Origin of the sequence: uncultured Microbacterium sp. (assembly GCF_913776565.1) — a bacterium.
GTDB lineage: Bacteria > Actinomycetota > Actinomycetes > Actinomycetales > Microbacteriaceae > Microbacterium.
Genome location: NZ_CAJYPF010000171.1, coordinates 17,842 through 29,172, shown reverse-complemented (window position 1 = coordinate 29,172; position 11,331 = coordinate 17,842). Strand labels below are relative to the sequence as shown.

The following is an 11,331-nucleotide window of genomic DNA, read 5'->3' as shown; positions in this document are numbered from 1 at the left end:
GCTCGCTGCTCGGCGACATCTTCGACGGCTGAGCCGCTCCCCCGTCACGACGACGCCCCCGGCCCATCGACCGGGGGCGTCGCTTCATGCGTGCGTCAGGACGCCACCGACACCATCGGCGACGCCTGCGTCGTCAGCTCGATCACGCCGTAGTCCCACCCCTTACGGCGGTAGACGACGCTCGGGTGGTCGGTACGGGCGTCGATGAACAGGAAGAAGTCGTGGCCGACGAGTTCCATGCGGTCGACGGCCTCTTCGACCGTCATCCATTCCGCCTCGAACTCCTTCTGGCGGATGACGACGGGGCAGTAGTCCTCTTCTTCGGCGACATCGGCCTGCACCGGCACCGAGCCCGTGGCGACGGCGCGGAGCACGTCGACGGAGGCGGGCTCGACATCGATGCCGGACAGCTCCCCCGTGCCCTTCTCGAACTTCGCGCCGCGGGGGTGGTTGCGGGCGTCGACGCGCTTGTCCTTGGCACGGCGCACCTGCTCGGAGATCTTGTCGACCGCGAGGTCGAGAGCGGCGAACTTGTCGACGTCCGTGGCCTCGGCGCGGACGACGGGGCCCTTGCCGTCGAGCGTGAGCTCGACCGTGTCGTCCTCCATCCGGCCGTTGCGATAGGAGCGGTGCGTCACCTTCACCTCGAGCCCCTGCGCTCGCGGTGCCAGGTGCTCGATGCGACTGACCTTCTCTTCGACCACCGAGCGGAAACGATCGGTGATACCGACTCCCACGCCGACGATGTTGGTGTCCATCCGTGACCTCCTTGTTCCGGGTTCCGCCCGGTCTAAGGGCGGAACGTCCGTCGCCTTCAGTCATCCTTACGCTAGTGGCCGGTCACCGTCCTGTCACGTGGAAATCACCTCGGATTCCCCTGCGGTTCCCCTGCGGATCCGTCGCGCCGCGGCGTGTGCGCCAGCGCGACGACGACGACCTCGTCCGCACCCGCCGCGCGGAGCGCGCGGTCGGCCTCGACCAGGGTGGCCCCGGTGGTGACGACGTCGTCGACCACCACCACGACACCGCCGGACAGCGGCCGGGCCGCGAGCGCGCCCGCGACGTTCGCGCGGCGCTCCACCCGGCCGAGTCCACGCTGATCACGCGGTGTCCGCGCCACGCGCAGCAGCCGCTCGGCCCGCACGCCGCCCGCCCGCAGGAGCAGATCGACCGGCCGGTACCCGCGGCGCCGGAACGCCGATCGCGACGAGGGCACCGCGGTGACGCGCACCGAGGGAAGACCGCCGTGCGCGTCCGTGGCCGCGCAGACCGCGGCCCGCAGGGCGGGTCCCAGGGCGCGAGCGAGAGACGTCCGCCCCTCCTCTTTGAGGGCGCGCACGGTCCGTGCCGCGACGCCGTCGAACGCGAGGGCGGCCGTCACGATCACACCCGGACCGATGGTGCGGCGGTGCACGCGCGGGGCGAGGGCGAGGCGGCATCCCTCGCACAGGGACACGTCCGCCGCCCCGCACCCCGCGCACGACAGGGGCAGCCAGAACGTCAGCGCCTCGGAGAGGGAGCGGAAGATGCGGTCCATACGATCACGGTGCCCGACTCCGCCGCCGTCGCGGTGCGGCGGGACGCGCCCTCGGGGAGAACGGGCGCCGCCGTATCGCCGGGGAGGAGGGTCAGGACGTCGTCCCCTGCTGCGCGGCGAGCACGCGGATCCCCGAAGCCACGAGCGTCCACGAGCTGCCGCGCCGGCTGTACAAGCGACCCTGGTCGTCGAGCACCCGCACGCTGGTGCTGCCGGCGGCCAAGGTGCGCGCCCCGTCGGGGGCCGCCGCCTCGGTGCCGCGCCCGCCCACGTTGAGCTCGCGCAACCGGCTCGCCCCGTCGACGGTGGCCAGGACACCCACGGTCGTGTCGTCGAGCCACGCCAAGTCGAACGCGCCCTGCTGCGAGAACGACAGCACGTGGGGCGCGCCGAGCTCAACCGTGCCGTTCTCGCGCTCGATCCCGGCCAACCACACCTCGCGCGTCCCCGAGACGGTGACGATCGCGGCCACGCGCGTGCCGTCGCGCGAGATCTGCATGGCCGTGATCTCGGACGCGTCCGGCCAGGCGTTGCCGACGTCGCGCGGGACCCCCTCGGCCGTGATGACGCGCACCTGCGTGGGAGAGGCCGAGGGCACGCTCCAGATGGCTCCCTCGCCGTCGATCGAGGGCGCGATCAGACCGGGGCGCTCGTCCAGCAGGAACGTACGCCCGTCGCTGAGCGCACTCGCGACGTCACCGTCCTGCGATCGCACCGCCGCCAGGCTCCGGTCGGCCTCGAGCTCCACCGACGCCGGCAGCAAGGACTCCACGGCATCCGACAGGCCGTTGATCGGCTCGACGGCGTCGCCCGAGAGCGAGCCGAACACCCCGAGCGCGGTGAGCACCGCGGGCGCCGGGTCGACCCGGGTCACGCGGACGGGCACCTCGGACGCGGTCACGGGCGTGCCGTCGACAGTCATCTGCACGTCGCTGATACCGGCGGTCGAGAGACTGCGCACGAGCTGGGTCTGCATGCGGTCCAGGGTCGTCCGGTCCAGACTCAGCGCCGCCTGCGGCAACTGCACCTGCGCGACCCCGCCGGACGACAGCGTCACCGAGCGACCCACGAGCGACAGCTCGTCGGGGAACGCCGACTTGACCGCACCCGCGAGCCAGGGGCTCGGCTGACCGTCGACGAGGGCGGTCGCGACGCGACTCGCCACCAGCGGGCGCGGGAACCACCGGACGTCCGGGACGATGAAGCTCCACGTCGGATCGAAGTACGCGACGGATGCCGACTGGTAGACGGTCGGGAACACCTCCTCGTAGAGCACCACGCCGTCGGGTGCGGAGGTGATGCGCCACTGGCCATCGACCTGCGCGAGGGTGAAATTCAGCGTCTCGCTCACCCCTGCTGCCGTCGGCGCGTACGCTCCGGTGGCATCCACCCCGGCGACCGTGGTCAGCGCCACCGTGACCGCCGTCCCGTCCGCGCTCGCCGCGGCGCGTCGGTCCGAGAGGCGGTCGATCGTGACGCGGGCACGGGGATCCCACGACACGCCCGACGCGAGGAACATCTTCGCCGTGGCCCAGTCGTCGGCGGGACCGGACCCGGCGCGCAGGAACCCTTCGACGATGTCGGCCGGGGCCGCACCGTCCTGCGGACCGTCGGGCACGAAAGCGAAGGCCTGTGTGTCGTCGGTCTGCGGCCCCCGGCCCGGATTGACGTAGCCCGAGGTCGGAAGGCCCGTGCACGCGGCGAGCGCGAGCACGAGGGCGAGACCGACGAGGGCGAGGGCGCGTCTCATGTCGTCCTCCGGATGCCGGGGCGGGTGGCGATGGGTTGGGTCAGGCCGAACGCTTCGAGGGCGCCGCCCTGCTCGTCGTCGGGCACGAGTGGAAGCGGCGAACTGCTCACCGGCCGACCATCGCGCGGGAGCGTCATGACGAAGTTCGACCCCCGGCCCGGTTCGGACCACACGGCCAACGTGCCGCCGTGCAGTCGCGCATCGCCGAGGGCGATCGACAGGCCCAGACCCGTGCCGCCGATCGTGCGGACGCGCGACGGGTCGGCCCGCCAGAAGCGGTCGAACACGCGGTCGACGTCCTCGGGCCGCATGCCCATGCCGAAGTCGCGGACGCCGAGGGCGATGGCATCCCGGTCGCTGTCCACCGAGACCACGATGGGGCGTCCCTCGCCGTGCTCGATCGCGTTGCCGAGGAGGTTGCGGACGATGCGGCGCACGCGCCGGGCGTCCATCTCCACCGGGGTGTAGCCGCCCGGAGCGACCAGGCGGACGTCGGAGCCGTGCCCCTCGGCCAGCTGCTCCATCGACAGGATGACGTCCTCGGCCAGGTGGGCGAGGCTCGTCGCCTCGAGCTCGAGCTGGACGGACCCGGCGTCGTAGCGGCTGATCTCGAGCAGGTCGGTCAGCAGCAGCTCGAAGCGCTGCACCTGGGCGTGCAGCAGCTCGGCCGCGCGTCCCGTCACGGGGTCGAACTCCTCGCGCTGGTCGTTGATCATGTCGGCCGCGAGACGGATCGTCGTCAGCGGCGTACGCAGCTCGTGCGAGACGTCCGAGACGAAGCGCTGCTGCACGAGCGAGAGGTCGGCGAGCTCCTTGATCTGCGACTCGATGCTGTCGGCCATGGCGTTGAAAGAGCGGTTGAGCGTCGCCAGCTCGTCCTCGCCGCGCACCGGCAGGCGCACGCCCAGGTCGCCCGCCGCGAGCTTCGCGCTGGTTTCGGCGGCATCCGCGATCGGCGTCGTCACCGAGCGCAGCACGAACCAGGCGATCGCGCCGATCAGCACGACCAGGACGAGACCGACCACCCACAGCAGCACCTGCACGAAGGCGAGGGTCTGCGACGCGCTCGTGAGGTCGTACCCCATGTACAGCTCGTAGTAGTCGACGCCGTCCTCGGCGGGGAAACGCAGCTGGTGCCCCACCAGGATGCCGGGCACGTCGCGCCCGTTGTCGGCGGGGAGGGCGACGGACTGCCACCACTGCAGATCGGGGCTCGACTGCACCTGCGTGCGCAACGCCTCGGTCACCAGTCGCGATTGGAACGCGGGCGAGATGAAGGGCTGCGGGGCCAGCGGCGAGGGCGGACCGATGCGGTACAGCGCGATGAGATCGCTCGAGGACTGTTGCGACAGGCGCGTGGCGATGCCGTTCATGAGCGTCTGCGCCGCCGCGGGGTCGGTGGAGTCCACCGCCGCGTCGAGGGTCGCCTGCGCCGCCGCCGTGGCGCGTTGCGCTTCGAGCAGCACTTGGTCCTTACGCGCGGTGAAGAGCTCGTTCTGGATGACGAGGGCCATCGCCACGCAGGTCACCAGGATCGTCACGGCCGTCAGCGTGACGGTGATGACGATCGTGCGGAAGCGCAGCGACCGACGCCAGAGCGTCGCGAGGCGGTCCCGCATCGCCCGCCAGTCCCGCAGACCGCGCCGGGGCGGAGGCAGGGTCCGCACCGAGCCCGTCATGGGGTGCTCAGGCCACCGCGCCGGCGCGATAGCCCACGCCGCGCACGGTGGTCACGATCCGCGGGTTGTCGGGGTCGGCCTCGATCTTCGCGCGCAGGCGCTGCACGTGCACGTTCACCAGTCGGGTGTCGGCCTTGTAGTGGTAGCCCCACACCTGTTCGAGGAGCATCTCGCGCGAGAACACCTGCTGCGGCTTCTCGGCGAGAGCCACCAGCAGTTCGAACTCCAGCGGCGTCAGGGCGATCGGCGCGTCCCCGCGGCGCACCTCGTGCGCGGCGACGTCGACGACGAGGTCGCCGATGCGCAGCGTCTCGTCGGCCGGGGCCTGCGCGGGCCGCAGGCGCGTGCGGATGCGCGCGACGAGCTCCTTCGGGTTGAAGGGCTTGACGATGTAGTCGTCGGCCCCGGACTCCAGTCCCTTGACGACGTCGGCCGTGTCGGTGCGTGCGGTGAGCATGATGATCGGGATGCCGGACTCCGCCCGCACGCGCGTGCAGATCTCGATTCCGTCCACGCCGGGGAGCATAAGGTCCAGCAGGATGAGGTCGGGACGCTCGGTGCGCCACGCCTCGACCGCCTGGGCCCCGTCGGCGCAGAACGCCGTGTCGAATCCCTCGGTGCGCAGCACGATGCCGATCATCTCGGCCAGAGCGGTGTCATCGTCGACGACCAGGATCCGTGAAGTCATTCGGGTGTGCGTCTTCCGTCTCGAACCCGCTCGGGAAAACGGGCCACGCCCCGGGTGGGGGCACGTCTTGAAGAGAGTAGTCGACGTGTCTGCGAGCGGGGCGAGCGTGTCGGGGGTGTGTGACACGATGAGGGCACCGCCACGTGTACGAGGAGGCGCCACCGTGAACGCGTATCCGGCCTGGACCCCGGCATCCCGCCCGGGCATCGTCCCCCTGCACCCGTACGGGTTCGGCACGATCCTCGGCCGCTCGTTCGTGGCGCTGCGCCACAACCCCAAGGTGCTGCTCGGTTTCGCGCTGGTCGTGCAGGCCATCGCGTCGATCGTGCTCACCGCCGCGATCGCGGGCGTCGCGATCGCGAGCTTCTCGCGCCTGGACACCGTGCCCGCCGGCAGCGACGACTTCGACGCGATCCTGACCGGATCCATCGTGATCACCGCGGCCACGACGCTCGTGCTCGGACTGGCCAGCGGCGCGCTGAGCGTCGTCGTGCAAGGGGTCGTGGTTGCCGAGGTCGCCCACGCGGTCGTGGCCGAGAAGCCCACGCTCCGCGCGACGTGGGCGCGCGTGAAGCCGGTCTTCTGGAAGCTGATCGGGTATAGCGCCCTCGTGCTGACGGCGACCGTGCTCGCGGTGGGTCTGCTCGCGGGCATCGTCGCGCTGCTCGCGATCGCCGTGGTGTGGGTCGGCATCCTCGTCGGCATCCTCGCCCTCATCGCGCTGATCCCGCTGTACCTGTGGCTGACGCCCAAACTCTTCCTCGTCCCGTCGGTCATCATCCTCGAGCGCGCGCCCGTCTTCCGCGCCATCGGCCGGTCGTGGTCGCTGACCCGCGGACGCTTCTGGTCGACGCTCGGGGTGGTCGTGGTCATCTCGATGACCTTCGGGATCGTCGCGCAGGTCATCTCGATCCCCCTGGGCCTGGTCTCCGGAATCGTCCCGGGGATCCTCGCACCCACGGGAGACGATTCGGTGACCGCGATCGTCAGCCTGATCGTGGTGCAGATCATCGGACAGTTCGGCATCCTGCTCGTGCAGTGCATCGCCCTCGTGGTCCAGTCAACCTCGGCCGTGCTCGTCTATGTGGACGCCCGCATGCGCGTCGAGGCCCTGGATCACGACCTGCGGAACTACGTCGAGGCGCGTGACGCCGGGGCCGCAGATTTGACGGATCCCTACCTGGTCGGGGTGGGACGCGTGATGGCCCGTCCGGCTCCGGTGCCCGCCGGGCCGGTGCCCGCGTTCGCGGGGTACGCGGCGCAGCCCGGGTACGGCGGTCAGCCCGGGTACCCTGCACAGGCCCGGTACCCTGCACAGCCCGGGTACGGCGTACAGCCCGGGTACCCCGCGCAGGCCGGCCCCGCGACCCCGCCGTACGCGGCCCCCGCGCAGGCCCCCGCGACCCCGCCGTACGCCGCCCCCGCCCCGGCACCCGCGGCGCCTCCCGCGCCCCCGGCCCCGCCCGCCTCGTCCCCTGCCGCTCCCACGTCCTGGACGGCCCCGGGCTCGAACGGCGACGCGTGACCATCCCCGCCCTGAGCGCCGCCGACCTGCCGCTGCTGCCCGATCCCGACCAGGCGCGCGAGTGGGCCGAGCAGGAGCTCTCCGATCCCGTCTACCAGGCCGCCGAGCCCACCGTCGTCGACCGTATCGCCCAGGCGGTCGCGCGGTTCGTCCGCGACCTCTTCAGCGTGCCCGACACGGGCGGGTGGGGCCCCTGGGCCTTCGTCGTGCTCGGGGTGATCGTGGTCGCGGTCGTCGTGGTGGCGTTGCTCATCTGGGGGCGCCCCCGCCTCACCCCCCGCGCCGCTCCCGCCGCACACGCCCTCTTCGACGACGACGACGCCCGCTCCGCCGACGAGCTTCGAGCGGATGCCGCGGCGGCCGCGGCGCGCGGGGACTGGGACGGCGCGATCGTCCTGCGCTTTCGCGCCTTCGCGCGCGGGCTCGCCGAGCGCGGCATCGTCGACCCGCCCCCGGGCGCGACCGTCCGCGCCTTCGCGCGAGCGGCGAGCGCGGCGCTGCCGCCCCTCGCCGACGCCCTCGACACGGCCGCCCAGACCTTCGACGACGTGCGGTACCTGCGTCGGCCCGGCACGGCCGAGAGCTACCGCGTCGTGGCCGAGCTCGACGACGCCGCGGTGCGCGCGCGACCGGCGGTCCCCGCGTGAGCGCGGTGGCCACCGTCGCTCCGCGCGCCCGCGCCCGCGGCGCGCTGGGGTGGATCGCCCTGGTCGCGGGGCTGATGCTGGTCTCGCTGATCGGGGGCCTCTTCGTCTACGGCGGCTACGCGCAGCGCGGCATCCTGGATCCGGAATCCGCCGGGCCCGACGGCACGCGGGCGGTCGTCCGCGTGCTCGAGCAACGGGGCGTCACGGTGAGCATCGCCCGCGATCGCGCCGCCGCGGAACGCGCCCTCGGCCGAGGCGACGCGACGCTGGTCCTTCCCGACGCGCCGATGCTGTCCGATGACGCCCTGCGCGAGGTCGCCGATCGCGCGCGCCACGTCGTGCTGATCGACCCGCGCACGCGGTCTCTCGACGTGCTGCTGAACGGTTCGTCCCTGGGGGGCTACGCTCCCGACACCGCGGTCGACGCCGCGTGCGACGTATCGGTCGCCGCGAATGCGCGAACCGCGCGCGTCGGTTCGCTGTTCCTGCCCGGCGACGGCGTCCGGGCGTGCTTCGGTTCCGACGGGGGCTACGGACTGCTCACCGCCGCCGAAGGCGACCGTTCCGTCACCGCGGTCGACGGCCTCGCGACCCTGACCAACGCCACGCTCCCCCTCGACGGCAACGCCGCCCTCGCGCTCGGCGTGCTGGGGCAGAGCGAACGACTCGTCTGGTACGTCCCCTCGCCCGCCGACGCCGACCCCGGCACCACCCCGCCGACGCTGGCCGACCTGACCCCGCCGTGGGTGACGCCCGCGATCGCCCTGCTGCTGCTCTCGGCCGTCGTCGCGGCCGTGTGGCGCGGGCGGCGTTTCGGCCCGCTCGTGACCGAGCGCCTCCCCGTCACGGTGCGTGCGAACGAGACCACCGAGGGGCGAGCGCGCCTGTACACCGCCTCCGGCGACGCGGCGCACGCCCTCGACGAGCTGCGGCGGGCCACGCGGGCGCGCATCGGGCGCCTGCTGGGCCTCGCTCCGCGCACCTCCCCCGGCGACACCGCCGACGCCGTCGCGGAGCGCCTCGGTGCCGACCGCGCACGCGTACGCGCCATCCTCGTCGACGACAGGCCGTCCACCGACCGCGACCTCGTCGCGGCCGCCGACCGACTCCGCGATCTCGAGGCGAGCGTGCGCGCCGCCGTCCGAACCGAAGGGACCCTCCGATGACCGACACCCCCGACACCCCGGCCTGGCCCGCCCCCGCGACCGATCAGCGCCGGAGCGCCGCGGACGCGCACGACCACGCAGCCCTCCGCGACGCGATGCACCGCGTGCGCCTCGAGGTGGGCAAGGCGGTGGTGGGTCAGGACGGCACCGTCACGGGACTGTTGATCGCGCTGCTCTCGCGCGGACACGTCCTGCTCGAGGGCGTCCCCGGCGTCGCCAAGACCCTGCTGGTGCGATCGTTCAGCCGCGCCCTGGGCCTCGACACGCGGCGCGTGCAGTTCACCCCCGACCTCATGCCCGGCGACGTCACCGGATCCCTCGTCTACGCTGCCCGTGCCGGCGGCTTCGAGTTCCGTGCGGGTCCGGTCTTCACCCACGTCCTGCTGGCCGACGAGATCAACCGCACGCCGCCCAAGACCCAGGCGGCCCTGCTCGAAGCCATGGAGGAGCGCCAGGTCTCGTCCGACGGCGAGAGCCGACCCCTGCCCGACCCCTTCCTCGTCGCGGCGACGCAGAACCCCATCGAGCACGAGGGCACGTACACCCTTCCCGAGGCGCAGCTGGACCGCTTCCTGCTCAAGCTCGTCGTCGACCTGCCCGGTCGCGACGCCGAGGTCGACGTGCTGCGTCGGCACGCGAACGGCTTCGACCCCCGCCGCCTCGGCGAGGCGGGAGTCGAGCCGCAGGTCACGGCATCCGAGATCCTCGCCGCGCAGCACGCCGCGGCCTCGGTCGCCGTCGACGACGACCTGCTCGGCTACGTCGTCGACCTCGCCCGGGCGACCCGGCAGAGTCCGTCGGTGCTGCTGGGGGTCAGCCCGCGCGCGACGACCGGTCTGCTCGCCGCGGCCAAGGCGTGGGCGTGGCTCAGCGGATACCCCGCCATCACCCCCGATCACGTGCAGACGATGCTGGTGCCCGTGTGGCGCCACCGCATCCGCCTGCGCCCCGAGGCCGAGATCGAGGGGGTCTCGGTGGATGCCATCCTCACCTCGGTGCTGCAGCAGACCCGCGTGCCGATCTGATGTTCGTCACCGGCCGTCTCGTCCTGCTCGTCGCCCTGGGCGTCGCGCCTCTCGTGCTGTTCACGAGCGGCGGCGCGCCCGCGTGGGGCGTCTGGGGCGGGTGGGTGCTGCTGTGCGCCGTGCTGACGGGCCTCGACGTCGTCCTCGCCGCCGATCCGCGCCGGGTCGAGATCACCCGCACGCACCCCGATCGCGCGCTGCGCGACGAACCGGTCGCGGGAGAGGTCCGCGTGCGCAATCTCGGTCGGCGCCTGCTGCGCGCGAGGGTCCGCGACGCCTGGCAGCCCACCGCGGGAGCGCCGTCCGCGCGCCAGAGCGTCGTCGTGCCCCCCGGCGAGCGGCGGGGCGCACCGCTGCCCCTGCGGCCCCGGCGTCGCGGCGAGCTGCGCAGCGCGTTCGTCGTGATCCGCGCCGCCGGTCCCCTCGGACTGGCCGGACGACAGGCCCGCGTCGACGCGCCGGCCCGCCTGCGGGTGCTGCCCCCGTTCACCTCGCGCCGCCATCTTCCGTCGCGCCTCGCGCGGCTGCGCGAGCTCGACGGCAACACGTCCTTGCAGGTGCGCGGCCAGGGCACCGAGTTCGACAGCCTGCGCGAGTACGTGCGCGGAGACGACGTCCGTTCGATCGACTGGCGGGCGACCGCACGCGCGGGCACGACGATGCTGCGCACGTGGCGCCCCGAGCGCGACCGCCACGTCGTGATCGTCATCGACACCGGCCGCACCGCCGCCGCGCGCGTCGGAGACGGCGTCCGGTTGGACGCGGCGATGGAGGCGGCCCTGCTGTTGTCGGTCCTGGCCGCTCGCGCGGGCGACCATGTGCACCTGCTCATGTTCGACCGCGTCACGCGCGCCCGTGTCACCCGGGTGGACGGATCGCAACTCCTTCCCGCTCTGGTGGATGCCATGGCCCCCGTCGATCCGCAGCTCATCGACACCGACTGGGACGCGGCCCTCGCCCAGGTGCGCGGTCTGTCGGTGCGCCCGGCCCTCGTCGTGCTGCTCACGGCCGCCGACGATCCCGAGGCGGCGCGCGGTTTCCTCGCCGCCCTCCCCGCCGTCGCCCAGCGCTCGCGGCTGCTCGTGGCCACGGCCACCGACGGTCCCGGCGCCGTCCCCGCGCACCGCGACGCGGCCGACGTGTACGCCGCGGCCGCGATCGAGCGCGCGCGCCACGATGCCGAGCGCGTGCGCGATGCGGTCGTGCGGGCCGGCGGTGACGCGGTGTCCGCCTCCGCCGATGACCTCCCGCCACTGGTCGCCGACCGCTATCTGGCGCTCAAGGCGGCGGGCCGGCTGTAGCACGTCCAGCCCC

At 73.2% G+C, this 11,331-nt stretch carries 10 protein-coding genes; 5 read left to right on the top strand and 5 right to left on the bottom strand.

The annotated features are described in order from the left end of the window. Positions 1 to 95: 95 nt before the first annotated feature. The 5 genes from raiA to mtrA all read right to left on the bottom strand — a co-directional run bounded on the left by raiA (position 96) and on the right by mtrA (position 5,654). Entirely contained in the window at positions 96 to 758 is a 663-nt protein-coding gene (raiA, locus tag QZ433_RS09735) for a ribosome-associated translation inhibitor RaiA (protein WP_295782594.1), read from the bottom strand. A 104-nt stretch (positions 759 to 862) separates the two neighbouring features. Beyond that, the gene (locus tag QZ433_RS09730; protein ID WP_295782591.1) at positions 863 to 1,537 is read right to left on the bottom strand and encodes a phosphoribosyltransferase family protein; all 675 of its coding nucleotides are present in this window, start codon (positions 1,535 to 1,537) and stop codon (positions 863 to 865) included. A gap of 91 nt (positions 1,538 to 1,628) precedes the next feature. Further along, complete coding sequence (locus QZ433_RS09725; protein ID WP_295782588.1) at positions 1,629 to 3,287, bottom strand: LpqB family beta-propeller domain-containing protein; 1,659 nt, start codon at positions 3,285 to 3,287, stop codon at positions 1,629 to 1,631. Continuing rightward, positions 3,284 to 4,906 (bottom strand): MtrAB system histidine kinase MtrB, encoded by a 1,623-nt coding sequence (gene mtrB, locus QZ433_RS09720; protein ID WP_295782585.1) that lies wholly within the window; start codon positions 4,904 to 4,906, stop codon positions 3,284 to 3,286. Before mtrB ends, QZ433_RS09725 begins: the two co-directional genes overlap by 4 nt. A gap of 67 nt (positions 4,907 to 4,973) precedes the next feature. Next, entirely contained in the window at positions 4,974 to 5,654 is a 681-nt protein-coding gene (gene mtrA, locus QZ433_RS09715) for an MtrAB system response regulator MtrA (protein WP_108318159.1), read from the bottom strand. 163 nt (positions 5,655 to 5,817) lie between these two features. Between mtrA and QZ433_RS09710 the strand changes: the two genes are divergently transcribed. From QZ433_RS09710 to QZ433_RS09690, 5 genes are all read left to right on the top strand, one after another. Further along, positions 5,818 to 7,179, top strand: a complete 1,362-nt coding sequence (locus tag QZ433_RS09710; protein WP_295782580.1) for a glycerophosphoryl diester phosphodiesterase membrane domain-containing protein — start codon at positions 5,818 to 5,820, stop codon at positions 7,177 to 7,179. Beyond that, positions 7,176 to 7,826, top strand: a complete 651-nt coding sequence (locus QZ433_RS09705) for a DUF4129 domain-containing protein (RefSeq protein WP_295782577.1) — start codon at positions 7,176 to 7,178, stop codon at positions 7,824 to 7,826. Before QZ433_RS09710 ends, QZ433_RS09705 begins: the two co-directional genes overlap by 4 nt. Next, a complete protein-coding gene (locus QZ433_RS09700; RefSeq protein ID WP_295782574.1) occupies positions 7,823 to 8,992 on the top strand; it encodes a DUF4350 domain-containing protein in 1,170 nt (389 codons plus the stop codon). Before QZ433_RS09705 ends, QZ433_RS09700 begins: the two co-directional genes overlap by 4 nt. A 95-nt stretch (positions 8,993 to 9,087) precedes the next feature. Continuing rightward, positions 9,088 to 10,017: a MoxR family ATPase gene (locus QZ433_RS09695; RefSeq protein WP_295782602.1), complete on the top strand. Its 930-nt coding sequence runs from the start codon at positions 9,088 to 9,090 to the stop codon at positions 10,015 to 10,017. Further along, complete coding sequence (locus QZ433_RS09690) at positions 10,017 to 11,318, top strand: DUF58 domain-containing protein (RefSeq protein WP_295782570.1); 1,302 nt, start codon at positions 10,017 to 10,019, stop codon at positions 11,316 to 11,318. Before QZ433_RS09695 ends, QZ433_RS09690 begins: the two co-directional genes overlap by 1 nt. Positions 11,319 to 11,331: the final 13 nt, after the last annotated feature.

Excerpts from the sequence above, each read along its gene's own strand:
- mtrB (WP_295782585.1), bottom strand. The coding sequence starts at position 4,906 with ATGCGGGACCGCCTCGCGACGCTCTGGCGTCGGTCGCTGCGCTTCCGC.
- QZ433_RS09725 (WP_295782588.1), bottom strand. The coding sequence starts at position 3,287 with ATGAGACGCGCCCTCGCCCTCGTCGGTCTCGCCCTCGTGCTCGCGCTC.
- QZ433_RS09695 (WP_295782602.1), top strand. The coding sequence starts at position 9,088 with ATGCACCGCGTGCGCCTCGAGGTGGGCAAGGCGGTGGTGGGTCAGGAC.
- raiA (WP_295782594.1), bottom strand. The coding sequence starts at position 758 with ATGGACACCAACATCGTCGGCGTGGGAGTCGGTATCACCGATCGTTTC.
- mtrA (WP_108318159.1), bottom strand. The coding sequence starts at position 5,654 with ATGACTTCACGGATCCTGGTCGTCGACGATGACACCGCTCTGGCCGAG.
- QZ433_RS09730 (WP_295782591.1), bottom strand. The coding sequence starts at position 1,537 with ATGGACCGCATCTTCCGCTCCCTCTCCGAGGCGCTGACGTTCTGGCTG.
- QZ433_RS09690 (WP_295782570.1), top strand. The coding sequence starts at position 10,017 with ATGTTCGTCACCGGCCGTCTCGTCCTGCTCGTCGCCCTGGGCGTCGCG.